Genomic DNA, 23476 nt, shown 5'->3' on the forward strand with positions numbered 1-23476 from the left:
TCCACTTACCGCCGAGTATGGTTGAATCCGTGGGCCAGAGACGGCCCCCAAAGACTGCTCCGGAGTGCGTATCCCCCAATAACGCACTCCGGAGCTTTTTTGTCCCCGGGCGCTTTCGCAGGGCCCGACCGTGCGCCCGCACCGCGCTTGCACCATGCGCCCGCACCGCGCTTGCACCATACCCCTGGGGGGTATATGTTTGGGTTATGGACGAGCACGAAATCGCTGTCGCATCAGGCGCGGACACCGAACCTCCCCAACAGCACGGCTATTCCGCGAACAAAGACGCTTACCTGCGGCGGCTGAAGCGGATTGAAGGCCAGGTTCGTGGCATCGCGAGGATGGTCGAGGAAGACAAGTACTGCATCGACATCCTCACCCAGGTCGCCGCCGCCACCAAGGCCCTGCACGCCGTCAGCCTGGGGCTGGTGGAGGAACATATCGGGCACTGCGTCGTCGGCGCCGCCGCAGAACCGGACCCCTCGCTGCGGGCCGCAGCGATTGATTTTAAGGTCAAAGAAGCCACTGACGCTATCGGCCGCCTGTTGCGGTAGCGGCACCATCTACAACAACACCGGGCCGTGGACCACAACAGCCCGTCCCCAGAGGAGAGAGCCATGAGCACCGTATCCACCATCGTCAACGTGTCCGGGATGACGTGCGCGCACTGCGTGTCATCGGTCAGCGAGGAACTGGAGTCCCTGGCGGGTGTCGAGAAGGTCGACGTCGACCTCAACGCCGGGGGCGTCTCCACGGTCACCATCACTTCCGGCGGGGCCTTGTCCGCCGCCGAGATCAGCGAGGCCGTTGCGGAATCGGGCTACCTGGTGGTGGCCAACGAGACCTGAGCGCCACCCGCCCGTCATTCCACGCCGCGCACACCATCTGGACAGGACCACAGTGAGTACAGAGCAGTTATTCGGCCAGCCCGGAAACCGGGTGATCGAGCTCGACATCGAGGGCATGACCTGTGCCTCCTGTGTCGGCCGTGTTGAACGCAAGCTCGGCAAACTTGACGGCGTGACAGCCAGCGTCAACCTGCCGTTGGAGTCGGCACAGGTCACAGTGCCGGCGGCCATCACGGACGCCCAAATCACCGCCACCGTAGCGGCAGCAGGGTACAAGGCGACAGTCCGGCCTCCCCGGTTCACCGTCGAAACGCCGGCTGGTGGCGCCACCCGCGGCGACCACCTACCGGCCCACCCGGCAGCCAAGCTCCGCCCGCGCCTGGTGACCGCTGCCGTCCTCACCATCCCGGTCTTCCTGATTTCGATGTTCCCCGTTTTCCAGTTCGCCAACTGGGGCTGGGCAGCAGGGGCCCTGGCCCTGCCGGTGGTTACCTGGGCCGCCTGGCCGTTCCACCGCGCCGCTGCCATTAATGCCCGGCACCTGGCCTCCACGATGGACACTCTTGTCTCCATCGGGGTGACGGCCGCTTACGTCTTCTCGGCCTGGCAGCTATTCGCAGACCCGCAGATGACCGGGCACGCGGGCGGGGAAAGCATGGCGATGGGTTCGGGCGGACTCTACTTCGAGGTTGCCTCGGTGGTCACCACATTCCTGCTGTTGGGCCGCTACCTGGAGGCCAACGCCAAGGAAAAGGCCGGCGACGCGCTCAAGGCCCTGCTGAATCTGGGAGCCAAGGATGCCACAGTCTTCCGGGACGGCCGGGAACAGCAGATCCCGGCCGATCAGCTTGGGGTAGGGGATCTCATTGTTGTCCGCCCCGGCGAGAAAATCGCGAGCGACGGCGTCGTCGTCGAAGGGAACTCCGCGGTGGACGCCTCGCTGGTAACCGGCGAATCGGTACCGGTGGAAGTCGGCCCTGGCACTCCGGTCACGGGCGCCACCATCAACACCTCCGGCCGGCTGCTGGTCCGCACCACCCGCGTCGGAGCCGAAACGACTTTGGCCCAGATGGGCCGTCTGGTCGCCCAGGCGCAGACCGGCAAGGCGCCGATCGCCCGCCTTGCCGACCGGATCAGCGCGGTGTTCGTGCCGGTGGTCCTCCTCATCGCTGCCCTCACTTTCGGCGCCTGGCTGCTCGCGGCCGGCCCGGCCATCAGCGACGCCGAACTGCGCGCGGCTTTCACGGCCGCCGTCGCTGTACTTGTCATCGCCTGCCCCTGCGCCCTTGGCCTCGCCACCCCTGTAGGTCTGCTCACCGGAACCGGCCGCGGCGCGCAGCTGGGGATCCTGATCAAGGGACCACAAGTCCTTGAGGACACCCGGACCGTTGACACCATCCTGCTGGATAAAACCGGTACCGTGACCAGCGGCCACCTGGCTGTCGACGGCAGCGAGGCCTTCGGAGCCTTCAGCACAAACGAGGTCCTGCGCCTGGCCGGTTCGGTCGAAGCCGCATCTGAGCACCCGATCGCGCGTGCCATCGCTGCGGCCGCGCTCTCCGCCGAACGCCGCACCAACGACGCCGGGACCCTTCCTGCCGTCACCGGGTTCCGGTCGGCCCCGGGCGGCGGGGTCGAGGGAAAGGTTGCAGGAAAGGTCGTAACGGCTGGCCGGACGGGCTGGCTTGCCGAAAACCGCATCTCCCCGACCGCCACACAGCTTCAGGCATTCAGCGCCGCCGAACATTCCGGGGCCACAGCCATCTGGCTCGCCGTGGATGGGCAGCCGGCAGGCATCATCAGCCTGCGGGACACGCTCAAGCCGGGCTCAGCCCCCGCAATCCGCCGGCTCCGTGAGCTCGGCCTCCGGCCGATCCTCCTGACCGGGGACAATGCGGCCGTCGCCGCCCAGGTGGCCGCCGACGTCGGCATCGCTCCCGAAGACGTTTTCGCCGGGGTGCTGCCGGCGGGCAAGGTCCAGGCCGTCAGGAAGCTGCAGGACGCCGGCGCCATTGTCGCCATGGCTGGCGACGGCGTGAACGACGCCGCGGCACTGGCCCAGGCAGACCTCGGCATCGCTATGGGTTCAGGCACTGACGTCGCGATCGAGGCCGCAGACCTGACGGTCATGGGCAACGACCTGGGGCAGGTGGCCCAGGCCATCGAATTGTCCCGCCGGACCCTCGCGACGATCAAGACAAACCTCTTCTGGGCGTTCTTCTACAATGCCATCGGGATCCCGGTAGCAGCCCTGGGCCTGCTTAACCCGATGATTGCCGGCGCTGCCATGGCGGCCAGTTCCGTCCTGGTTGTGGCCAACTCTTTGCGGCTCCGCGGCTTCGGCAAGTAAGCCGCCGTCCGCCCGCCGCCTCAGGCCGCGCCGAAGCGGACTGCGGCCCTGGCCTTCGCTTTGGCAGCTTCCTCGCCGCGGTCCTTGGCTGGAGCCTGGGTGACCAGGGCGGCCAGCAGGTGCTCGGTAGCATGTGCAATCTCGTGGACAGCCCGGTTGAAAGCCTCTTCATTGACCTTCGACGGCTTGGTGCTCCCACTGATCTTGCGCACATACTGCAGCGCGGCGGCTTCCACCTCCGCGTCAGTGGCCTGGGGTTCAAAATTGTGGAGGGTGCGGATGTTTCGGCACATGCCTCCATGCTAGGCCCCAATCAACCTGGGATCGAGGGCATGGGGAGGGCTGCCCATCGACACTATTTTGGCCGGCAGGATAGTTTGGGGGCATTGGATCTTCCGGAACAGCCGGAAGCCGCAGCGGAACCCGGCAGGGCCGGATCCGTTTCTAAGCTTTGAGGAGATTTTCGAATGGCTATTTGGGGCGCAGATATTGCTCAGCTCAAGACTCTTGGGACGAAGCTGCAGGCCGGTTCGTCGGAGATCGACAAGCAGAAGTCGATGCTCACCAAGGTGCTCGAGGGCACCGACTGGAAGGGCCCGGACGCCGATAAGTTCCGCAGCGAATGGAACGGCCAGCACGTGGCGGCACTGGCCAAGGTTTCCCAGGCACTGCAGGAGGCCGGCAAGCAGGCGAGCCGCAACGCCACCGAGCAGGAAAGCGCTTCCCGCTAGGCAAAAACTCCAGACACTAAGCCGGCCCGGACGCAGCAGCGTCCGGGCCGGCTTAGTCAGTTCGTGCCTACGGCACCGGTTCGACGTCGTTCGCGTGGTCCAGCGGTGCCGGCGACCCGGCTTCGCCGGCGCGGGACGGCGCCCGGAGTTCATCCAGCCGGACCAGGATCACGCCGCCGACAATCAGCAGCCCGCCGAGGAGCTGGATGGGGCCGGGCAGCTCGCCGAGCAAAAGCCACGCCCAGATGACGGCAAAGAGCACTTCGGTCAGCGACACAAAGGACGCCACTTTGGAGCCGAGGGCGCGTGCCGCCACAATGCCGGAGACATACGCAAGCACCGTGGCCAGGACCACAAGCCCGCTCAGAGCCACCCACCAAGGCGCCACCCAAGGGCCCAGCCGGGTATCGGCAGTGCTGAACGCCATCGGCAGCAGGCCGGTTGCCGCAGCAAGCCACATCGTCACTGCGCCCACCATAAGCCCGCCCGAGGCCAGTACGATCGGCGGCAGGGTGTCGTTTTCCTTGGCCGTGATGAAAAAATAGATCGCGAGGCAAACGGCCGCTGCTATCCCCCACAGGACTCCGACGATGTCGATCTTGACGGCTCCGGTGAGGTCCAGGACCAGGACCAGCCCGGCGAGGGACAGCAGCGTTCCACCGACTGTCAGCGGGCGGGGCCGTTTGCGGCTGGCGGCCCAGAGCCACAGCACGATAATCACGGGGGCCAGGTACTCCAGCAGGAGGGCAACCCCGACCGAAAGCCGTGCCACTGCGTTGAAATAGAACAACTGGCAGGCCGCGACCCCAATAAGCCCGAAAAGCAGGACGGTAAGCCAGTTGTCCCTCAGCTGGTGCCAGCGCCCGCGCAGTGCCGGGACTGCGGGAACGGCCAGGATGAGCGCGGCCCCGGTGAGGCGGGCCGTGACTGCTGCCCCGGGGCTCCAGCCGGTCTCCAGCAACGCCTTGGCAAAGGAGCCGGAGAGGCCGAACACCGCCGAGGAAAACAGGGCCACACCCAGCCCGGATGCCATGAACCCTGCCGCCGCGCCGGGGCGGCGGGCGCCGGGCGTTTCGGGGGATCGTGACCCGGAATCGGCCATGGCGGGCGTTTCGGCCGGGTAGCGATCGGCAGGCAAGGGCTGCCTCCTGTCAGGAGTAAAGTGATGTTATGGTCATGACAGTACGCCACGCCTACGTAAGGAGTCAAGATGCTTTTTGCCCCTGACACTGAGGTGGCATTGCGGTCGGTTGTCAGCCTGGTCAATTCCGCGGCCAACGGTGCGGAGCACCTTTCCACAGTGCCGGACCTGGATCGGTTTCTGGAGGCGGAGGGGTTCACCGGCTCGCGGACCCGGGACGAGGCCGAACTTGCCGGAGTGCACCGCCTCCGCGGCGAACTCGCGGCCTTGTGGTTCGCTGACGAATCCGCTGCGGTGGACACCGTTAACAGGCTGCTGCGGGAGGCGCGGGCACTGCCCCAACTCGTCCGGCATGGTGATTGGGACTGGCACCTGCACGCCACCACCCCGGACGCGCCACTGGCGCACAGGATGAGCACGGAGGCCGCCATGGCCCTGGTTGACGTCATCCGGAACAAAGAAATGGACCGGATGCTGGTCTGCGCCGCCGAGGACTGCAACGCCGTGGTGCTGGACCTGAGCCGAAACCGGTCGAAGCGCTATTGCGACACCGGGAACTGCGCCAACCGCGCCCACGTGGCGGCGTACCGGGCCCGCAAGGCAGCCTCCTAGGCCACGTCAGAGCGGAGGGGCAGGGCATCACGGGCGCTGGCGGCCGGATCCAGCAGCAGCCCCGGCCATCGGTCGGCGCCGGAGGGGCGGCGGTCGGCGGCGGTCGGACAGCTAGCGGTCGCCGCCGGGTGCCTGGTCGCCGCCGGACCCTGGCGCGCCGGACCCTGGTTCAGGCTGCGCCGACTGGCCGCCTTGGCCGGCGTTCCGGGAGCTGAGGTTGACCCCGGATCCCTTGCCGAGGTGTTCGGCATTGGGCTTGTGGCCCATTGACAGCATGGCGAGCACCACCAGAATCACAATGAACGCACTCCCGCCGGCCGTGAACGCCAGATCGAAGCGGGCCGTCTTTGCGCTGCCGCCGGAGGCAAAAATCAAGGTGGTGACGAAGGCCAGCACAGCCCAGAACGCGGAGAACATTAGCGGTCCCTTGACCGAGGTCCGCAGCTTGCGCGGGGCTCCTGATTTCTGCTGTGCCAAGGTGCTTTCCTCCTGCAGCCGACGCAATGGGCGTGGCAATTGTGGTAGCGCAATCGTTCTACACCAGGTAGAACCTGTTCGCTTCCTAGTTTACGGCCTCCGCCGAATCTGCCTGCGCATCGTGCCGCAGCGTCAGTCCGGCCAGCACCCAGAGCACGCCACTGATAATGCCGCCGCCGCCGGCGATGCCGAGCAGCGCATGCGGACCCAGATCGATGAAAAAGGGCAGCAGCGCCGCCGTGCCCAGTCCGATCACACCGGAGGCGATCCAGTCGCGCGCCAGGAGTGAGCGTCCCCGGAGGGTGATGCCGAGGTAGAGTTCTGCGGCGCCGGCAAGGCCAAGCCCCAGCGCTGCAAGGACACCGAAGACCAGGCTCCCGGAGATGAGCCCGACGGCGGCCCCTGTCCCGGTCAGCACGGCGCCGGCTGCCGACAGCACCTTTCCGGCGGCGGACCCGGGACGGAGCCCGGTCTGGTGGATGCTGCGCAGCAGCACCAGTCCGGTTGCCAGCAGGTAGGCGCCACCGGCCCATCCCATGCCCATGGCGGTTGGTGCAGCCCAGAAGACGGTCACGGCACCAAATCCCAGGGCGATTGCCGCCCGGATTAGCACGGGCTTCCAGAGAACCGCCGCGGCGGGCAGGGCGGTGGACGCGTCAGGGGCTGCGGGGAGAGTCACACGTCCAGTTTAGTGCGAAGCACCGAGCACCATCCACCGGTCCGTTCGCGCCCGGGCGCCCAGCGTCACGGCCCTCGCCGCCATATACCCCAGCGAAAACGCCGCCCACAGCCAGAGCAGTCCAGCGCTGCCGCCAGCGCCCGTGTGCCCGACAAGCAGAAGTAGCGGCAGATACACCGCGAGATTCACGACGCCGGCAATCGCCAAATACTTTGCGTCGCCGGCCCCGATCAGCACGCCGTCGAGAACGAAAACAAATCCGGCGATCGGCTGGCCGGCCGCCAGTACCCACAGCGCCACCGCGAGTGCGGCACGGACTTCGGCGTCGGAGCTAAACAGCAGCCCCGCCCAGGGCGCCGCAGCTGCCAGCAGGATTCCCGTGAGCACACCGAACCCGATGCCCCAGCGGACCATAGTGCCCGTGAGCTCCCGTGCGGCAGCCGGGCGGGCAGCACCGAGTTCCTTGCCGATCAGCGCCTGCGCGGCAATGGCGAGGGCATCGAGGGCGAAGGCGAGGAAAGTAAAGACCGTCATGGCGAGCTGGTGGGCTGCCAGGTTCACGGGCCCCTGGGCAGTGGCCACCAGGACCGTGGCGAGGATTGCCACCCGCAGGCTCAGCGTCCGCAGCATTAGCCACGAGCCCACCCTGGTCAGCGCCCGGATGCCGCGCCACTCGGGGCGCAGGGAGACCCCGTGGTTGCGGGCGTTCCGCCGGACAATCACCACATAAACAACCGCCATGGCCCACTGCGCGATGCTGGTGCCGATGGCGGAGCCGGTGACTGACAGCTGCAAGCCGTAAACCAGGAAGAGGTTGAGCACGATGTTCAAGGTAAAGCCGGCGGCCGCGACAAAGAGCGGGGTCCGCGTGTCCTGCAGCCCCCGCAACACGCCTGTCCCGGCGAAGATAAGCAGCATCGCGGCGAGCCCGGGCATTGACCAGCGCAGGTAGTCCACAGCAAAGGTCCGCACCTGATCACGGGCACCCATCAGGTCCAGCAGCGGCCCGGCGGCAACGAAGCCCGCCACGGCAAGGAATGCCCCCAGCATTAACGCCAGCCAGACGCCGTCACGTCCGGCAGCGAGAGCCGTGGACAGCTGCCCATTGCCGACCGCCCGCGCCACGGCCGGAGTGGTCGAATAGGCCAGGAAGACCATAAGTCCCACCACTGTATGCAGCACCGCGGAGGCCAACCCGACGCCGGCAAGCTGGGCCACTCCGAGGTGGCCGACGATGGCGGCATCGGCGAGGAGGAACACTGGTTCGGCGATGAGCGCCCCGAACGCCGGGAGTGCAAGGCGCAGGATTTCGCGCCGTCGGCTGGCCGGGGACGGGAGCACTGCAGGAGGCGGGGCGGAGGCTGGCACGCAACCACACTAACGGCACCCCTGGCGTCGCACCGCTTCGCAGCACAACGCGTCCACCCGGACCGAAACAGCGTCAATTCAGTTCCGGCATGATTTGCCCGCCACCCCGGTCCGGCTTGCGGTGTGTGGCGTCCCGGATAGCATTTGTGTCGGGATCCGGCGGCGCTTCCGCAGCCCGTTAGTACACTCTGTGCATGAGTGAGACTGCCGCCAACGCCGTAACCCTGCGCTTCCTTGCAGCTCCGACCGACGTCGGGCACAGCGGTTCGGTCGACGCCGGCACGGTGCTCGAGTGGGTGGACAAGGCGGCTTACGCCGCCGCGGTCGGCTGGGCACAGTCCTACTGCGTAACCGCCTACGTGGGCAACATCCACTTCGCGAACCCGGTCAACAGCGGGGACATGGTTGAGGTCACTGCCACGATCGTCTACACCGGCCGGTCCTCCATGCACATCCGCACAGTGGTGTCCTCGGGCGATGTAAAAGGCGGTCCGGCAACGATGCGCAGCCAGTGTCTGGTGATTTTCGTGGCGGTGGGCGCGGACGGCAAGCCCGTCCCGGTGCCGCAGTTTGAACCGACCGCACCGGACGGGATCGAACAGCGCGACCACGCAGTGGCCCGGATCAAGGTCCGCGAGGAGATCGTGCAGGCGATGAGCGGACAGGAATACACCGACGCCGGCACGGCCGAGAGCGTTGTCCTCCGTTTTGTGGCCGCCCCCACGGATGTGAACTGGGGCGGCAAGGTCCATGGTGGCATCGTTATGAAATGGATCGATGAGGCGGCCTACGTCTGTGCCTCACGCTACTGCGGCATGGACACGGTAGCCGTCTTCTCCGGCGGCGTGAGGTTTTATCGTCCGCTGCTCATCGGCCATGTGGTGGAGGTGGAGGCCCGGCTGGTCTACACCGGAACGAAGGGCATGCATATCGCGGTGCACGTCCGCTCCGGAGACCCCAAGGGACGCGAGCTTCACCTCACAACGTACTGCCTGACCGTGATGGTGGCCCGCGACGAACACGGCACATCCGTCCCGGTCCCGCAATGGGTGCCGGTGTCCGAGGAGGACAAACGGCTGTACGCCCACGCCCTGGCACTGCTGGAGATCCGCGGCCGGGCACCCGGGAATCGGCTGCCCAACCATCTGCTGCCCAGTGGCGGCAGCTAGCTCCTAGAAGCCGCCACCGGCATCCGCCGCCATGTTCGCGAACCTTGAATAGTGGCCCTGGAAGGCGACCACAATGTCTTTTGTGGGGCCGTTACGGTGCTTGGCAATGAGGATGTCTGCTTCGCCGGCACGCGGCGATTCCTTGTCATAGACGTCTTCGCGGTGCAGCAGGATGACCATGTCGGCATCCTGCTCAATGGAGCCGGATTCGCGCAGATCCGAGACCATCGGCCGCTTGTCCTGGCGCTGCTCCGAACCACGGTTCAGCTGCGAGAGCGCAATGACCGGCACCTGCAGTTCCTTGGCCAGCAGCTTCAGCGCGCGGGAGAACTCGGAAACTTCCTGCTGGCGGGACTCCACCTTCTTGCCGGAGCTCATCAGCTGCAGGTAGTCGAGGATAACGAGCTTGAGATCGTGCTGCTGTTTCAGCCGGCGGCACTTGGCCCGGATTTCCATCAATGACATGTTGGGGCTGTCATCGATGAAGAGCGGAGCGTCATTCATCCGGCCCATCGTGGTGGCGATCTTGGACCACTGCTCGTCCTTGATCGTGCCCTTGCGCAGATCCTGCAGGCCGATTGTGGCCTCCGCTGACAGCAGGCGCATGGCGATCTCGTTCCGGCCCATTTCCAGCGAAAACATCACCGTTGCCAGATTGTTCTTGATGGCAGCGGAGCGGGCGAAGTCCAGCGCGAACGTCGACTTACCGACGGCGGGGCGGGCCGCAATGACAATCATCTGACCGGGGTGCAGGCCGTGGGTGAGCTCATCAAGTTCGTAGAAGCCGGTCGGAACGCCGGTCATTCCCTCTTCGCGGTGGCCGGATGCTTCGATCTCGTCCACCGTGGACTCCATCACGTCCTTGAGGACCACGTAGTCCTCTGCAGTGCGCCGTTCGGCGACGGCGTAGATCTCGGCCTGGGCCTGGTTTACCAGGTCTTCGACCTCGCCGTCCTGGCCGTAGCCAAGCTGGACGATTTTAGTGCCCGCATTGACCAGACGCCGCAGGACGGCGCGTTCACCGACGATTTCTGCGTAGTAGCCCGCGTTGGCAGCGGTGGGAACCGTCTGGATGAGCTCGTGCAGGTAGGCGGGGCCGCCGATTCGGTTGATCTCGCCCCGCTTGGTCAGTTCATCCGAAACGGTGACGGCGTCAGCGGGCTCGCCCCGGCCGTAGAGGTCGATGATGGCCTCGTAGATCGTCTCGTGTGCCGGGCGGTAGAAGTCCACACCACGAAGGATCTCGACGACGTCGGCAATGGCGTCCTTTGACAGCATCATGCCGCCCAGGACGGACTGCTCGGCGGGAATGTCCTGCGGCGGCTTGCGGCTGCCTTCGGCTCCGCGGGTCCCCTCGACTGAGTCCAGATGCGTAACTGACAAAACTGCCGTCCTCCATTGGGTGCCGCGGCGGACCTTCGTTCGCCGGCGGCGTGTATGCCTTTTGGTCTGTGCTGCGGGTTGGCCTCGGCCCGGCCGTTATCCGACGGGTTAAGTCCTATCAACCGGCTCCGACATTTTGTCCGCCTCCCGTACTGCCGGTTTTCCACAGGCCGGATCCAGCCCGGCCGGGCGGAATCGAAAGAAAGGCAGCATCGGAATCCAGGATCCTAGGCGCGATATCCAGCAACGTTATCCCCCGTCCGGGCAGGCACCAACCCGAAGAGTCTCCACCCTTGTGGATAACCTGTGCACTACCACCCCCTGCTTGTGCACAGCCTGTGGGAACAGCTGTGGATAGAAAATTTCTTTGTCGCATAATCAGCCCCTGACCTGCGTAAACGCAAAAAGGCCGTGTGGACGTAAAAGAAATACGGCCGGCGTTCATCCACAGTGCGCTAGGTGCGGCTGGGGATAGCGATCGGCACATGAGGCCACACTCCGGCGGAAATATGCGCATTTGGTGATGTTCCTCACCTGGCGGGCTGGATGGGTGCCTCCCGGCACTGATGGTATGCCGGCCGCAGAATGTGCTGTGGATAACTGCGATCTGGCATAAGCTCTTCACATGGGCGATGTATTGCTAGTTATACTGCCTGCCCTCATCGTGGCAGCTGTACTTTGGGCGTTTACGACGGCCCTGCGACCACGTGATTTTGGCTTGTCCGACGCGGATCGCTACCAGCAGGAGCTCGCTGTCCGTTCACAGGCCCACTACGCCGCCCAGGTGCAGGCCGCTACTGCCGCCCGGGCCCGGGTGGACGCGGCCACGCGTCCGAGTCAAAACGAACAGCAGCAGTCCCAGCAGGCCGATCATGCCCGCATGGCATTGCGGGCCCAGACCGGATCTGCCCCGGCCGTCGGGCAGCCCGGCTACCAGGGGCCGGTCCTGCCCGGCGGCCAGCTGAATCCCCAGTTTGCCCTGCAGCTGCAGTCCCTGGCCCGGAACGGCAAAAAGATCCAGGCCATTAAGTTGCTGCGGCAAGCAACCCAGTCAGACCTTTTGACCGCCAAGAATTACGTAGATCGGCTATAGCTTGATGGAATCCATGCTTATCCCCCTGTTGATCCTGGCGCTCGTCGTCGCCGGCGTCCTGTTGGCCGCCCGCGCCGTCGGCCGGAAGACCAGCGGGTCCCGGGCGGAAACCGCCCCGCGGCCCGGGCGTGATCCGCTGGAACTGGCCCGTAGCTCCGCGGCCAAGCTCAACCAGGAGCAGCACCGCCGCCTCTACGCGCTGATCGCCCAGGGTCAGGCAATGGGAGCCATCAAGCTCTACCTCGAAGCTACCGGGGACGGCCTGCGGGCCTCCCGGGACGCCGTAGGGGCGCTTGCGTCCCACCCACAGCCCTTCCGGCCGGAGGTGCCGGGACAGCAGCCCAGCGAGGACGACGACGACGACGCGCCTCAGCGTTTCGCGTACCGCTACCGTGCGATCGCCAGCAAGGGCGATGTCACCCGCGAGGTCAGCAGCAACATGCTCAACGACGAGATCTACGGCCGAATCCGCACCATGGCCAGAAGCGGCGACCCCGAAGCCGCAGCGGAAGCCCTGACCCGCCACTCCGATATCTCCATCAAGCAGGCCCGCGAGTTCATCGAACTCCTGGAGGACTGACGAACGGTCCGGCGCCGCCCCGCGCACTCACGCGTGAGCAACTACCGGACGCGCCGCTGCTTGGAGCTGCCCGAACGTTTCCGGCAGCGGCCGGAACCCTCTACCGGCTGGAACGCTCTACCGGCGGGCCGAGATACCGGCGAGCAGCTGCTCAAATGGCAGCGTCGCCAGGGCATCCGGCTTCTGGAGCGTCTGTGGGACTTCCAGGAGGCGGGCGAACTCCCCGGCCGCCCGGTCGATCCGGACGGATAGCGGCGATTCGCCGTCGCCGTCTTTTCCCCAGTCCTGGGGCCCGGCGAAGACAGCCGTGCCGGCGATCCGGGTACGGAGGTAGGTGAACAGGGGCCGCATGGCAAAGTCCAGCACCATCTGGTGCCGGTCGGTTCCGGCAGTCGCGCCCAGCAGAACGGCCTTGCCCTCAAGCGACGTGGGATCGAGGACGTCTATGAAGGACTTAAAGAGGCCGCTGTAGGAGGCGCTGAAGACCGGGCTGACGGCGATGATACCCTCCGAGGCCCGGACGCCGGCAATCACTTCGGCCAGCTTTGGCGCGGCGTAGCCGGTCACAAAATTGTTGGCAATGTCCACGGCGAGGTCCCTGAGTTCCAGCACCTCGATATCGACTGCGTATCCTGCGGCGGCGAGCTGGCGCTCGACGGCGGCGGCCAGCTGGTCCGCGAGCAGGCGGCTCGACGACGGGACGCCGAGTCCGGCAGAGAGAACTGTAATGCGGCGGGATTCCACGCGAATACTCCTCAAGTTGATATCCGGACCAAACGCCAATTCATGCGTTTGCATCTACTTAGTCAAGCCGTGTGCCTGCTCGTTTATTCCCCGCCGCTCCTGGCCATCCGGTCGGCCCCCTCAGAGCAGGACCATCCCCTCAATGCAGCTCACCGTGTTCCCGCCAATCCAGATGTCGTCCCCCACCGCGTCGATGTGGACCCGCCCGGCCCGGCCCAGCACCGTCCCCTGCGCCACCAGGTAGGACACCGGGGCCCGGCCGCTGCCGATCAGCCACCGGGCGGCACCTGCGTTGAAGCTGCCGGTGACCGGGTCTTCCGGCGAGGCGTCCCCCGGGATAAAGGTCCGCACCTCAAAGCCAACCTCGGAGCCGGCCGGGTGGGGACCGATCACACCGACTTTCAGTCCCGCCAGGGCCAAGTAGTCAGGCCTGAGGCCGAGCACCAGATCCGCCGAATCCAGCAGCACACCGATCCACTCAGGGCCATCGACCAGCCAGGATGCGTCAAGCAGCGCCTCCCGCTCCAGCCTCAGCCCGGCGGCAATACGGCTGAGGACCACCTCGGCCACCGGACCCGATCGGGTCAGCGGCGGCACCGCAAAAGCCAGCCTCCCGCCCTCGCGCTTCACCCTGACCAGTCCGGCCCCGCACTCCTGGACCACCGTCCCGTCTTACCGGGGTTCACCGCCAGCCGCGAGCCAGGCGTCCGCCGAGCCGAGCGTCGGGTGCCCGGCAAAAGGGAACTCTTCGCTGCCGCTGAAGATCCTGATCCGGTAGCTGACAACGCGGACGGGGCCTGCGAGACTGCACGCATGGCCGCGAATAAGCCCGCAAACAAAACCACAGCCACCGGCGCGTCCGTCGAGGAGTTCCTGGTCGCCATCGAACATCCTGTCAGGCGCCGGGACGGGCTCCGCTTGCTCTCGGCGATGGCTGAAGCGACAGGTCAGGCTGCCCAGATGTGGGGTCCCGCGATTGTGGGCTTCGGACGGTACCACTACAAATACGAGACCGGCCGCGCAGGGGACGCACCCGCAGTAGGCTTCTCGCCGCGAAAGGCCAGCCTGTCGCTTTAGGGCCGAGCTGCGGGCCGGAGCCGGCCAGCCTGCGGGCCCAGCTGGGGAAGCACAAAACCGGGGCTGGCTGTCTCTACATCACTATGCTCGAGACGTTGACGAGGCAGTGCTGACCGGGCTGGTTCGGGACGGTTACCGTTACGTCACGACCGTATTGCACCGGGACTGAATCTTAACGCAGAAGGCCCCCGCATCCGGTTCCGACAAGGAATCCGAAGGCGGAGGCCTTCCAGTAGTTCGGGAGTGCAGAGCCGTTGAGGGCTACTTGCCTGCGACTACGTCGAGGTCGATCACAGCGGCAACGTCGTTGTGCAGACGGACGTTGGCCTGGTAGGAACCGACCGACTTGATGTGGGTCGGCAGTTCAACCTTGCGCTTGTCGATGCGGCCAAGGCCAGCGGCCTCAACAGCGTCGGCCACGTCGCCTTGCTTGACGGTGCCGAACAGTCGTCCGGTCTCGCCAGCCTTGACAACGAGCTTGACCGGCTTGGCGGAGAGTGCTGCGGCCTGCTTCTGAGCGTCTTCCAGGGAAGCGTGCTCGCGGGCGGCGCGGGCAGTCTTGATTGACTCAACCTGCTTCTCGCCGCCCTTGGACCAGGTCAGAGCGAAGTTGCGGGGCAGCAGGTAGTTACGTGCGTAACCGTCCTTGACCTCGACAACATCGCCTGCAGCACCGAGACCGGTTACTTCGTGGGTCAGAATGAGCTTTGCCATGTTAGTTAATCCCTTCCTTAGCCGCGGCCAGCGCCGGAGTAAGGCAGCAGAGCAACTTCGCGGGCGTTCTTGATTGCCTGGGCGATCTTGCGCTGTTCCTGCACCGTGACGCCGGTGACGCGACGGGCGCGGATCTTTCCGCGGTCGGAGATGAACTTGCGCAGCAATGCTACGTCCTTGTAGTCGATGACAGTGATGTCAGCGGCCTTCAAGGGGTTGGACTTTGGTTTGGGCTTACGGAGTTCAGCCTTAGCCATCGTGGAGCTCCTATTCGATGGAGCCCGTGGATATTGATCCACGGGATGGTGGTGATCCGACGTTGAACAGCACCGGTTCGCCTTGCGGCATCCCGGCAGTGTCCGTCCTCGAACCTTAGATGTTGTTTAGAAGGGAGGTTCGGAGTCCGGGCCGTTGCCCCAGCCGCCGCCTGCATTGCTGACCCCGGGCGTAGCCCAGGGGTCATCCTGCTGTGCGGGCTGGTTGCCGCCCCAGGTTCCGCCTGCGTTGCCGCCGCCCTGGTTTCCACCAGAGCCGCCACCGAAGCCGCCGCCGCTGTTGCCGGCGCCAAAACCACCCTGGGCACCGTTGCCGGCACCACCACCGCCGGAGCGCTGGGTACGGTTGACCTTGGCGTTGGCGTAGCGCAGGCTGGGGCCGATTTCATCGACCTCAAGCTCGATAACGGTGCGCTTCTCGCCTTCTTTGGTTTCGTAGGAACGGCTCTTCAGACGACCGGAAACGATGACGCGCATCCCCTTGGTCAGGGATTCGGCGACATTTTCGGCTGCTTCACGCCATACCGATGCGCGCAGGAACAGGGTTTCCCCGTCCTTCCACTCATTGGACTGGCGGTCGAAGGTGCGGGGAGTAGAAGCGATGGTGAAATTCGCTACGGCCGAACCTGACGGTGTGAACCTCAGCTCGGGGTCACTGGTGAGATTACCGATGACCGTAATAGTGGTTTCGCCTGCCATCTACTGCCTCCTTGTTCGTTCCTGCGGGATGAAGAGTGAAAAGTGGACGCTGAAATTACTCAGCAACAACCTTCTGCACTTCGGGGCGGGTGATCTTGGTGCGCATGATGGTCTCGTTGAGGCTCAGCTGGCGATCAAGTTCCTTGGCGGTACCCGGCTCAGCGGTGAAGTTCACCACGGCGTAGATACCTTCAGACTTCTTCTGGATTTCATAAGCCAGGCGACGACGGCCCCAGATGTCAACCTTTTCGATGGTTCCACCATCGGTCGTGATGACGTTCAGGAACTTCTGAAGCGTTGGCTCAACGGTACGCTCTTCGACCTCGGGGTCGATGATTACCATCAATTCGTAAGGACGCATATGTGAACCCACCTCCTTTGGGCTAAGCGGTTACGGCATTTCCGTAACAGGAGGTTCATTTGCGGTGCCGTGTGCGTGCAACACCCCCGGGGACGGGGGCAGGGCGCAGCACAGACTTCAATAGCTTAGTGCATCGGGACCGGATTCCGCGATTCCATCCCTGTCCAACGTAGGCCCAACCGGCAAGGCCCGGAGATCGGTCCGGAAGCTATGTGGACAACCCTGTGCCATGATCGGGGAATGAACACCGGTTCCCTTATCCGCGGCCACTCCCGTCCGGTCCGGCGCGGCCGGCTGCGGCTGGCGGTGATGCTGCTCGCCGGAGTACTCGGGGCCACGGCGACCGGACTGTCCGGGTACTGGGTGGAGGCCCCGGCGGTCGGCTGGGGCAGCGCCTCACTAACCTATGTTGTGTGGGTCTGGCTGGTGATCGGCCGTTTCGACCCGGACGAAACGCGCGCGCACGCGACCGCGGAGGATCCCGCCCGGAGCACCACTGACCTGCTGATCCTGGCCGCTAACGTCGCCAGCCTCGGGGCGGTGGCCGCCGTCGTCGTTGATTCCCATACCAGCGGCGGCGGATCCCGCTTCGCCGGCGGGCTTCTGGCGCTGGCGTCGGTGGCCCTCTCCTGGCTCTTGGTGCAGACGCTGTTCACGCTGCGGTACGCCGAGCTGTATTACCACCCGGACGGGAAGGCCGGGGCGGCCGTTGGCGGTATCGACTTCAATCAGGAACGCAACCCGCAATACACCGACTTCGCGTACCTCGCCACAAGCCTGGGAATGACTTACCAGGTCTCGGACACTGCCCTGAAGAACCACCGCATCCGGACCGAAGCGCTCAAGCACAGCCTGCTTTCCTACGTCTTTGGCACCGTCATCCTGGCCACGACCATCAACCTCGTGATCAGCCTGGCCTGAGGGTGGCGGCCCGGAGGCTGGTCCTGCAGGGTAGAAAAACGAGTACAGGACGTCGAGACTACTCGACTTCGGGCGATGCCCTACTCGACTATCCGGACGGCCTAGTCCCCCGGCAGGGCGACGGATATATTGGCTGTGAGTATCACCATCGGGACGATCCCTCCACGACAGGGTAGCTAGGTGGCTAGCTGCAGCCCCGAATTTGCCGCGGGCAATTCCGGTGGGGCTGTAGTGCGAGTGCCGAGCGTGTGAGTGCCAGCGAACGGCCGCATTTTTGACAGACGGGGACCGCATGCCTGAAGTGTGCCGCAGCGAGCAGGACCTCACCCCCGCCATGCGTATTCTTGTCTACCCCCATGAGCTGGCCATGGGAGGCAGCCAGATCAACGCACTTGAGCTTGCGGGCGCAGTGCGCGATCTGGGACACAACGTGACGGTCTTCGCCACCTCCGGAGTACTGGTCGAGAAGGTGAGGATGCTGAACCTCGAGTACGTCGAAGCGCCGCGGCGCAGATTCGCCGTGGATCCCGCGACCATCCGAAAACTGACAACCACAGTGCGGTCGCGGGGTATTGACGTTGTCCACCCCTATGAGTGGGCACCCAGTATCGATACAGCGTTCGGGCCCGGCCTGCGCTTCGGAACCCCGGCAGTTATGACAGTGCTCTCGATGGACGTCCCGGACTTCCTGCCGCGGCATTTTCCCCTGATTGTCGGCACGCATGCCCTCGCCGTCCAGCAGAATCTCCGGCGCTCCCACGTTCAGGTCATGGAGCCTCCGGTCGACACTGCCCAGAACAAGCCGTCCGTCGTCCCTAATGCCCGGCGCCAGCTCCATATCCCGCCGGATCAGCTGGTCGTCAGCGTAGTTGGCCGGCTGACAACGGACCTGGAAAAATTGCAGGGCGTTGAGGCGGCCATCCGGGTTATGGACAATTTGTCCGAAAGCCGGCCGGTGACCTTGCTGATCGCCGGCGACGGCGAAGGCCTGGCTGACGTAGCTGCGGCGGCCCGGGCGGTCAACCGCCGGCGCGGCCGGGAAGTGGTTCGGGTTTTGGGCAACGTCGGCGACCCCCGGCCGCTCTACGACGCGGCGGATGTGGTTCTTGGGATGGGAAGCTCAGCGTTGCGCGGAATGGCGTATGCCAAACCCCTTATCGTGCAGGGGACAAGGGGTTTCTGGAAACTCGCCAGCCCGGAGACGGCACCCCGGTTCCTGCAGGACGGATGGTTCGGCCACGGCGGTGGCGGCGGGGCGGACTTGACGCAGATTCTCGCCCTCCTCTTGGACAACGAGCAGTTGCGTTCGGAGCTCGGAGCCTTCGGTCGCGAACTGGTTGAACAAAGATTCGGCCTCGATCAAGCGGCACGGAAGCTTGAAGCCACCTACCGTCGCCTGCTGCTGGCACCGCCGGGGGCCCGGCTCAACAGCTCCGTGGTCCGGACCGGCTATGGGGTGGCGAAATTCCGTGCCGTGATGAATTTCAGGCAGCCCAAACCGCCACTCAGCCCCCGCAAGTCACCGGCATGAGGGCCGCCCAGCCCGGACTTGGGCCGCAAATCGGCCGCGGGCTCGCGTGGAGCAGCATCAACAGCCTCGTGCTGCGGCTGGGCAGTTTTGCCGTTGGAATCGTGTTGGCTCGGTTGCTGGCACCTGAACAGTTCGGCGCGTTTGCCATCGCATTAACCGTACAGGCCATCCTTATGACCCTCGCCGATTTAGGCATGAGCGCGGATCTGATCCGCTCGGCGGAGCCCGCACGGAAAGCGCCAACGGTAGCCAGCCTCGGAATTGCTTCGGGAGCATTGCTGGCCGTGACCATGGCTCTTTCGGGCCAGGGTGTAGCCGAATTGCTTGGCAGCCCGGACACCGGTCCGGTGATCTCGGTCATGGCGGTCTCGTTGTTGCTGGCAGGGGCCGGAGTGGTGCCCTACGCGGCACTGCAACGCCGGTTCGCGCAGAAAGAATTGTTCGGAATTGCGGTCTCGGACTTCGTTGTCGGCACCGCTTTAACGATCATCCTGATTCTGGCCGGCTGGGGCGTAATGGGTCTTGCTGTCGGGCGGCTTGTCTCCCAAAGTGTCGCCTTGGTTTTGCAGTTCATCCTCGCCGGAGAAAAGGTCCGGTTCGGATTCGACCGGTCCGTAGCACCGGAAGTGCTGGCGTTTGGGCTCCCCGTTGCCGGTGCCAACATGCTCTCCTGGGTGCTTTTGAACGTCGACAACGTAGCAATCTCCCGTCTTGCCGGCCCCGTGGCACTTGGCTTCTACTTCCTGGCATTCAACGTCTCCAACTGGCCGATGAGTGCGCTGGGCCAAGTTGTGCGCTCCATCTCCATACCTGCGTTTGCCAGATTGGCCCGAGGGAATACCGACAAGAGTTTCGCGGCGGTCCTGGGTCCAACCTGGGCAGTGTCCCTGCTGGCCGGGCTTATGCTGGCGGTACTGGCGCAACCGGTCATTGAACTGGTCTACGGGACCGTCTGGCTGTCCGCTGTCCCTATCCTTGCCTGGCTCGGGCTCTTCGGAGCCCTGCGCACCCTGTTCGACCTGGCCGCGTCGTATCTACTGGCCAGAGGCGCCTCAAGACCGGTGCTCGTTGTGCAAATCCTTTGGATCGCTGCCCTTATCCCTGCTGTCCTGTTCGGCATTCAGGCCGGAGGAACCCCCGGCGTGGCGATCGCGCACCTGGCGACGGCCGCCGTCGTGGTGTGTCCCGCCTATGCCGTGGCCCTTCGCCGCAGCGGGGCCGATCTCCGGGCCGTGGCCGCCCGCCTGTGGCCACCCCTGGCGGCTGCTGTTCCGGCGGGTGGTGCCGCTATGGCAGCCCTCGGCTGGGCCCCCACACCACTCACGGGACTACTCGCCGGGGGGTTGACCGGCACGGCCGTCTACTCACTTCTGCTGGGCCGCTGGTTTCGGCAGCAGATCCGCGACCTCAGGGGCTGGATGCCGGCCGACGCCGGCGCGGCCCCGTCTCCGGCGCCCGCACCGGAGACGACGACGGCTGCGGGACCACTGTGACGGCAACGATCAGCAAGAAGATCAGAACCCGCCCCTCGCCGGGGGCCGACGGCCCGGCTACTGTCACAGTGGTCATTTCCTGCTACAACTACGGCCGATTCCTTCGTGCCGCGGTGCTCAGCGCCGTCAGCCAGGACGACGTCACCGTTGACGTGATCATCGTCGATGACGCTTCGACGGATGACAGCCGGGACGTGGCGGAACTGCTGTCCGCCGAACATGGCAACGTCCGGGTGTTGACCCACAACACCAACCGTGGCGTCGTCGAAACATTCAACCATGGTGCCAAAGCCGCACGAGGCGAGTTCCTCGTGCGGCTCGATGCTGACGACATGCTGACCCCTGGCTCACTTGGCCGTTCCACTCGGGTGGCCCGCGCTTACCCCTCGGTAGGGCTGGTCTACGGACACCCCATCCACTTCTCCGCCAATGTACTCCCGCCGCCCCGGCTACTCGCATCCGCCTGGACCATCTGGCCGGGCCGGGAGTGGCTGACTGACCGCTGCCGCAGCGGCATCAACGTCATCACCTCGCCCGAGGTCCTGATGCGCAGGTCGGTACTGGAAGAAATCGGCTACCAGGCACAGCTCCGGCACACCCATGACATGGAGCTCTGGTTCCGCCTCTCCGCCTTCGCTGACGTCGCCTACATCCACGGGGCCGATCAGGCCTGGCATCGCGAGCACAGCGAAAGCCTCTCCGCCCGCGAGGTCAACGTCTTCGTGGATCTGCAGGAGCGACGGGAAGCTTTCGACGTACTTTTTGCCGGCCCTGCCGGCTCGATCGCCGAAGCCGGCGAGCTGCGGCGGTGCGCCACCCGGGCGCTGGTCGAGGAAGCCCTGAAGACCGCTCGACGCGAACTCGACCGAGGCGCCGGACAGACAGATCTGTTCCGGTCCAGCCGTGAGCTCGCCCGGGAACTGGCCCCCGGAGTGGTTGGCACCACCGCATGGACTCGTCTGGCGCTGCGCCCGGGCCAGACTTCCCGGTCCGCGCGATTCACCGCTGCCGCACTGGCCCGGCGCATAGCGGCGCGATTGAGATCCGAGCTCCAATGGCGGCGCTGGCACAGGACTGGAGTGTACTGATGACTGTTGAGGATGCCGCCAGAGCCGAGCTGACCGTCCTGACCCCGAGCTACGGACCCGACGCGGAGTTGTGCGCTGACCTGAACCGGTCCGTGATGGAGTTGACCGACGACGTCGAACACCACATCGTTGTCCCGTGCGGGGACCGGAAACACTTCAGCAGCATGGAAGGGGGCCGGACGTTTGTCCACGATGTCGGTGAGTTCCTGCCGCGCCGCCTGGTCAAGATACCGGGCGCCAACGCCTGGGTGAACGCCCTGCGCCCCTGGCCACCAGTGCGCGGCTGGATCGCCCAGCAACTGGTCAAATTGTCCGCTGCCGCCTCCTTCACCACCCGGGGAGTGCTACTGGTGGATTCCGACATGGTGCTCATCCGCAGGACGTCCCTGGAGTCCTTTATGGTGAACGGGAGGCCTGCAATGTACCGCAACCCCGGGGCGGTCCACGCCGGGCTGCCCCTGCACCGCACCTGGCACGAAACTTCCCGGTCACTCTTGGGACTGGCACCGCCGCCGGCCGAAAACCTTCCGGATTACATCAGCTGGCCGTGCCTCTGGAACCCCGCAATCGTCCGGGACCTGTTGTCCGCAGTGGAAGAAAACACGGGTCTGAACTGGACCACTGCAATCGGCAGTCAACTCCGCTTCTCCGAAATGATCCTCTACGGAGTGTATGTGGACGAGGTGCTCGGAGGTGCGGAGTCAACGACCTCGCGGATGAAAAGCGTCGTCTACTCGGAAGAGCGCCCCTTGAATCCTGCCGGACTGGCTGAATTGCTGGCAGCGGTCAGCTCCGACGATCTTGCCATCATGATTTCGGCCAAGTCGGGAACCAGGCTCCACCACCGCCGCCAAGCCGTTGCAAACGTCCGGGGGACACTGGCCGGCGAACGGGAGCAGGGCTGATGATGCGGCCCACAGGGCGGCTGGCCCAGCTGGCCACCAGGCTGAAGCGGGACGGCCCCGGCGAAGTTTTTCGCCGCGGAACACGGAAGATCGCCCAGAAGGCCGGCGACCGGCTGGGGTGGGCCGAGCTGGATTTCCCCCTCCGGACAGAGGACATTACGGATCCGGAAACCCGCCGGGTTCCTTCCCACTATCCCGTCCGGGACGGCGCCCTTGAAATCGGCTGGGTCTGCACACCGCCCGGGGCCGGATCCGGCGGGCACACAACCCTGTTCCGCATGGTTGAAGGATTGGAGCGCCGCGGACACAGCTGCACCCTGTTCCTTTACGACGTTAACGCCGACGACGTCGCTCGCCATGAGGAAGTTATTCGGCGGTGCTGGCCCGGGATGAAAGCAGCCATCAGGTCAGCTACACCCAGCATCGACGGGGTCGACGCGGTTGTGGCCAGTTCCTGGCAGACGGCTCATGTGGTGGCGTCCCGGGTGCGGGGCCCGATTCGCCTCTTCTACCTTGTACAGGACTACGAACCCTATTTTTATCCTCGCGGTTCGCTGTACACCCTCGCAGAAATGTCATACCACCTGGGCCTCGAGTTGATTGCGCTCGGCGACATGGTAGCAGCGCAGCTTCAGCACGAATCAGGCATCGTGCCGGCGTTGACGGTCCCGTTTGGCTGCGATACCGGGGTGTACCGGATCCTGGAGGATGCCCGCGGCCGGCCGCGAAGCGGCGTGGTTTTTTACGCCAAGCGGAACACCGACCGCAGGGGATACGTTCTCGGCAAGTTGGCGCTGGAACTCTTCCACCATATGCACCCGGAGGTGGAGATCCATGTCTATGGCGACCGCGTGGCGAACTGGCGTATTCCTGTCACGAGTCATGGGAATCTTCTGCCAGTTGAACTGAATGAACTCTACAACCGCACCAAAGCCGGTCTGGTGATGTCGTTTACGAATATCTCCTTGGCTGCCGAAGAACTCCTGGCTGCAGGCTGCAGGCCCGTCCTGAATGACTCCGCCATGGCACAAGCCGATCTTCCCGGCGCCGGTGCCGTCTGGGCCCGGCCAACCCCGGCGGCCCTGGCCGGCGCACTCTCTTTGCTGGTCGCAGGTCCGGAGTGGAAAGCTGCGCCCGGGGTCCGGCAGGGCTGGGACCACACCCAGGCGATGGTGGCGGACAGTCTTGAATCGGCGTGCAGGGGAGACCTGAACGCCACATAAGCCGGCCGCACTGG

Annotated in this window: 26 protein-coding genes and 1 pseudogene; 15 read left to right on the forward strand and 12 right to left on the reverse strand. The window is 65.2% G+C overall.

The features are described from left to right. Positions 1 to 206: 206 nt before the first annotated feature. From QI450_RS16080 to QI450_RS16090, 3 genes are all read left to right on the forward strand, one after another. Positions 207 to 554 (forward strand): metal-sensitive transcriptional regulator, encoded by a 348-nt coding sequence (locus QI450_RS16080; protein ID WP_226775621.1) that lies wholly within the window; start codon positions 207 to 209, stop codon positions 552 to 554. A gap of 63 nt (positions 555 to 617) precedes the next feature. Then, complete coding sequence (locus QI450_RS16085; protein ID WP_226775620.1) at positions 618 to 848, forward strand: cation transporter; 231 nt, start codon at positions 618 to 620, stop codon at positions 846 to 848. A gap of 52 nt (positions 849 to 900) precedes the next feature. Then, positions 901 to 3198, forward strand: coding sequence for a heavy metal translocating P-type ATPase (locus tag QI450_RS16090; RefSeq protein ID WP_226775619.1), 2298 nt, complete (start codon positions 901 to 903; stop codon positions 3196 to 3198). Between the two features lie 20 nt (positions 3199 to 3218). Here the strand turns inward: QI450_RS16090 and QI450_RS16095 are convergent, their stop codons facing one another. Then, positions 3219 to 3491 (reverse strand): DUF2277 domain-containing protein, encoded by a 273-nt coding sequence (locus tag QI450_RS16095; protein WP_226775618.1) that lies wholly within the window; start codon positions 3489 to 3491, stop codon positions 3219 to 3221. Positions 3492 to 3665: 174 nt separating this feature from the next. Between QI450_RS16095 and QI450_RS16100 the strand changes: the two genes are divergently transcribed. Continuing rightward, on the forward strand, positions 3666 to 3929 hold the full coding sequence (locus QI450_RS16100) for a hypothetical protein (RefSeq protein WP_226775617.1): 264 nt from the start codon (positions 3666 to 3668) through the stop codon (positions 3927 to 3929). Positions 3930 to 3996: 67 nt separating this feature from the next. On the opposite strand, the gene QI450_RS16105 is transcribed toward QI450_RS16100, so the two are convergent. Beyond that, a complete protein-coding gene (locus tag QI450_RS16105) occupies positions 3997 to 4962 on the reverse strand; it encodes an EamA family transporter (protein WP_226775673.1) in 966 nt (321 codons plus the stop codon). Between the two features lie 177 nt (positions 4963 to 5139). Between QI450_RS16105 and QI450_RS16110 the strand changes: the two genes are divergently transcribed. Further along, positions 5140 to 5682: a CGNR zinc finger domain-containing protein gene (locus QI450_RS16110; RefSeq protein ID WP_226775616.1), complete on the forward strand. Its 543-nt coding sequence runs from the start codon at positions 5140 to 5142 to the stop codon at positions 5680 to 5682. Between the two features lie 111 nt (positions 5683 to 5793). Here QI450_RS16110 and QI450_RS16115 read toward each other — a convergent pair whose 3' ends face one another. From QI450_RS16115 to QI450_RS16125, 3 genes are all read right to left on the reverse strand, one after another. Further along, positions 5794 to 6159: a hypothetical protein gene (locus QI450_RS16115; RefSeq protein WP_226775615.1), complete on the reverse strand. Its 366-nt coding sequence runs from the start codon at positions 6157 to 6159 to the stop codon at positions 5794 to 5796. Between the two features lie 85 nt (positions 6160 to 6244). Beyond that, positions 6245 to 6838, reverse strand: a complete 594-nt coding sequence (locus QI450_RS16120) for a hypothetical protein (protein WP_226775614.1) — start codon at positions 6836 to 6838, stop codon at positions 6245 to 6247. 9 nt (positions 6839 to 6847) lie between these two features. After that, complete coding sequence (locus tag QI450_RS16125) at positions 6848 to 8206, reverse strand: MATE family efflux transporter (protein WP_226775613.1); 1359 nt, start codon at positions 8204 to 8206, stop codon at positions 6848 to 6850. 194 nt (positions 8207 to 8400) lie between these two features. On the opposite strand from QI450_RS16125, the gene QI450_RS16130 reads away from it, so the two are divergent. Then, positions 8401 to 9375: an acyl-CoA thioesterase gene (locus tag QI450_RS16130; protein WP_226775612.1), complete on the forward strand. Its 975-nt coding sequence runs from the start codon at positions 8401 to 8403 to the stop codon at positions 9373 to 9375. 3 nt (positions 9376 to 9378) lie between these two features. Here QI450_RS16130 and dnaB read toward each other — a convergent pair whose 3' ends face one another. Then, positions 9379 to 10758, reverse strand: a complete 1380-nt coding sequence (gene dnaB, locus QI450_RS16135) for a replicative DNA helicase (protein WP_226775611.1) — start codon at positions 10756 to 10758, stop codon at positions 9379 to 9381. A gap of 625 nt (positions 10759 to 11383) precedes the next feature. Between dnaB and QI450_RS16140 the strand changes: the two genes are divergently transcribed. Both QI450_RS16140 and QI450_RS16145 read left to right on the forward strand, forming a co-directional pair. After that, entirely contained in the window at positions 11384 to 11851 is a 468-nt protein-coding gene (locus tag QI450_RS16140) for a hypothetical protein (RefSeq protein ID WP_226775610.1), read from the forward strand. Between the two features lie 4 nt (positions 11852 to 11855). Continuing rightward, positions 11856 to 12431 (forward strand): hypothetical protein, encoded by a 576-nt coding sequence (locus QI450_RS16145; protein ID WP_226775609.1) that lies wholly within the window; start codon positions 11856 to 11858, stop codon positions 12429 to 12431. A 117-nt stretch (positions 12432 to 12548) separates the two neighbouring features. On the opposite strand, the gene QI450_RS16150 is transcribed toward QI450_RS16145, so the two are convergent. Together QI450_RS16150 and QI450_RS16155 are read right to left on the reverse strand one after the other, a co-directional pair. Then, positions 12549 to 13175: an FMN reductase gene (locus QI450_RS16150; protein WP_226775608.1), complete on the reverse strand. Its 627-nt coding sequence runs from the start codon at positions 13173 to 13175 to the stop codon at positions 12549 to 12551. A gap of 120 nt (positions 13176 to 13295) precedes the next feature. Next, positions 13296 to 13952 (reverse strand): annotated as a pseudogene (locus QI450_RS16155) (PhzF family phenazine biosynthesis protein); the annotation flags it as partial. A 36-nt stretch (positions 13953 to 13988) separates the two neighbouring features. Between QI450_RS16155 and QI450_RS18135 the strand changes: the two are divergent. Then, positions 13989 to 14252, forward strand: a complete 264-nt coding sequence (locus QI450_RS18135; protein ID WP_309485700.1) for a hypothetical protein — start codon at positions 13989 to 13991, stop codon at positions 14250 to 14252. A gap of 261 nt (positions 14253 to 14513) precedes the next feature. Here the strand turns inward: QI450_RS18135 and rplI are convergent, their stop codons facing one another. The 4 genes from rplI to rpsF form a co-directional block, all read right to left on the reverse strand. Beyond that, on the reverse strand, positions 14514 to 14966 hold the full coding sequence (rplI, locus tag QI450_RS16165) for a 50S ribosomal protein L9 (protein ID WP_226775607.1): 453 nt from the start codon (positions 14964 to 14966) through the stop codon (positions 14514 to 14516). Positions 14967 to 14983: 17 nt separating this feature from the next. Then, a complete protein-coding gene (gene rpsR / locus QI450_RS16170) occupies positions 14984 to 15223 on the reverse strand; it encodes a 30S ribosomal protein S18 (protein WP_003800144.1) in 240 nt (79 codons plus the stop codon). Positions 15224 to 15349: 126 nt separating this feature from the next. After that, a complete protein-coding gene (locus tag QI450_RS16175) occupies positions 15350 to 15940 on the reverse strand; it encodes a single-stranded DNA-binding protein (protein WP_226775606.1) in 591 nt (196 codons plus the stop codon). Positions 15941 to 15995: 55 nt separating this feature from the next. Continuing rightward, positions 15996 to 16301: a 30S ribosomal protein S6 gene (gene rpsF, locus QI450_RS16180; RefSeq protein ID WP_226775605.1), complete on the reverse strand. Its 306-nt coding sequence runs from the start codon at positions 16299 to 16301 to the stop codon at positions 15996 to 15998. A 240-nt stretch (positions 16302 to 16541) separates the two neighbouring features. Here rpsF and QI450_RS16185 point away from each other — a divergent pair, with 240 nt between their 5' ends. The 6 genes from QI450_RS16185 to QI450_RS16210 all read left to right on the forward strand — a co-directional run bounded on the left by QI450_RS16185 (position 16542) and on the right by QI450_RS16210 (position 23462). Continuing rightward, complete coding sequence (locus QI450_RS16185; protein WP_226775604.1) at positions 16542 to 17222, forward strand: DUF1345 domain-containing protein; 681 nt, start codon at positions 16542 to 16544, stop codon at positions 17220 to 17222. A gap of 292 nt (positions 17223 to 17514) precedes the next feature. Next, positions 17515 to 18753 (forward strand): glycosyltransferase family 4 protein, encoded by a 1239-nt coding sequence (locus QI450_RS16190; protein WP_226775603.1) that lies wholly within the window; start codon positions 17515 to 17517, stop codon positions 18751 to 18753. Continuing rightward, positions 18750 to 20246, forward strand: coding sequence for a lipopolysaccharide biosynthesis protein (locus QI450_RS16195; RefSeq protein WP_226775602.1), 1497 nt, complete (start codon positions 18750 to 18752; stop codon positions 20244 to 20246). Before QI450_RS16190 ends, QI450_RS16195 begins: the two co-directional genes overlap by 4 nt. After that, positions 20243 to 21334 carry a glycosyltransferase family 2 protein gene (locus tag QI450_RS16200; RefSeq protein WP_226775601.1) on the forward strand — a complete coding sequence of 364 codons (1092 nt, stop codon included), beginning with the start codon at positions 20243 to 20245 and terminating at the stop codon, positions 21332 to 21334. The genes QI450_RS16195 and QI450_RS16200 overlap by 4 nt, the downstream gene beginning before the upstream one ends. After that, positions 21334 to 22239, forward strand: a complete 906-nt coding sequence (locus tag QI450_RS16205) for a DUF6492 family protein (protein ID WP_226775600.1) — start codon at positions 21334 to 21336, stop codon at positions 22237 to 22239. The genes QI450_RS16200 and QI450_RS16205 overlap by 1 nt, the downstream gene beginning before the upstream one ends. Beyond that, positions 22239 to 23462 carry a glycosyltransferase family 1 protein gene (locus QI450_RS16210; protein ID WP_226775599.1) on the forward strand — a complete coding sequence of 408 codons (1224 nt, stop codon included), beginning with the start codon at positions 22239 to 22241 and terminating at the stop codon, positions 23460 to 23462. The genes QI450_RS16205 and QI450_RS16210 overlap by 1 nt, the downstream gene beginning before the upstream one ends. Positions 23463 to 23476 lie beyond the last annotated feature (14 nt).

This window comes from Arthrobacter sp. EM1 (assembly GCF_029964055.1).
GTDB lineage: Bacteria > Actinomycetota > Actinomycetes > Actinomycetales > Micrococcaceae > Arthrobacter.

Coding starts and splice junctions, on each gene's coding strand:
- rpsF (WP_226775605.1), bottom strand. CDS start 16,301: ATGCGTCCTTACGAATTGATGGTAATCATCGACCCCGAGGTCGAAGAG.
- QI450_RS16210 (WP_226775599.1), top strand. CDS start 22,239: ATGATGCGGCCCACAGGGCGGCTGGCCCAGCTGGCCACCAGGCTGAAG.
- QI450_RS16195 (WP_226775602.1), top strand. CDS start 18,750: ATGAGGGCCGCCCAGCCCGGACTTGGGCCGCAAATCGGCCGCGGGCTC.
- QI450_RS16185 (WP_226775604.1), top strand. CDS start 16,542: ATGAACACCGGTTCCCTTATCCGCGGCCACTCCCGTCCGGTCCGGCGC.
- QI450_RS16130 (WP_226775612.1), top strand. CDS start 8,401: ATGAGTGAGACTGCCGCCAACGCCGTAACCCTGCGCTTCCTTGCAGCT.
- rpsR (WP_003800144.1), bottom strand. CDS start 15,223: ATGGCTAAGGCTGAACTCCGTAAGCCCAAACCAAAGTCCAACCCCTTG.
- QI450_RS16205 (WP_226775600.1), top strand. CDS start 21,334: ATGACTGTTGAGGATGCCGCCAGAGCCGAGCTGACCGTCCTGACCCCG.
- QI450_RS18135 (WP_309485700.1), top strand. CDS start 13,989: ATGGCCGCGAATAAGCCCGCAAACAAAACCACAGCCACCGGCGCGTCC.
- QI450_RS16105 (WP_226775673.1), bottom strand. CDS start 4,962: ATGGCATCCGGGCTGGGTGTGGCCCTGTTTTCCTCGGCGGTGTTCGGC.
- QI450_RS16100 (WP_226775617.1), top strand. CDS start 3,666: ATGGCTATTTGGGGCGCAGATATTGCTCAGCTCAAGACTCTTGGGACG.
- QI450_RS16080 (WP_226775621.1), top strand. CDS start 207: ATGGACGAGCACGAAATCGCTGTCGCATCAGGCGCGGACACCGAACCT.
- QI450_RS16140 (WP_226775610.1), top strand. CDS start 11,384: ATGGGCGATGTATTGCTAGTTATACTGCCTGCCCTCATCGTGGCAGCT.
- QI450_RS16095 (WP_226775618.1), bottom strand. CDS start 3,491: ATGTGCCGAAACATCCGCACCCTCCACAATTTTGAACCCCAGGCCACT.
- QI450_RS16110 (WP_226775616.1), top strand. CDS start 5,140: ATGCTTTTTGCCCCTGACACTGAGGTGGCATTGCGGTCGGTTGTCAGC.
- QI450_RS16145 (WP_226775609.1), top strand. CDS start 11,856: ATGGAATCCATGCTTATCCCCCTGTTGATCCTGGCGCTCGTCGTCGCC.
- QI450_RS16175 (WP_226775606.1), bottom strand. CDS start 15,940: ATGGCAGGCGAAACCACTATTACGGTCATCGGTAATCTCACCAGTGAC.
- QI450_RS16190 (WP_226775603.1), top strand. CDS start 17,515: ATGCCTGAAGTGTGCCGCAGCGAGCAGGACCTCACCCCCGCCATGCGT.
- QI450_RS16085 (WP_226775620.1), top strand. CDS start 618: ATGAGCACCGTATCCACCATCGTCAACGTGTCCGGGATGACGTGCGCG.
- rplI (WP_226775607.1), bottom strand. CDS start 14,966: ATGGCAAAGCTCATTCTGACCCACGAAGTAACCGGTCTCGGTGCTGCA.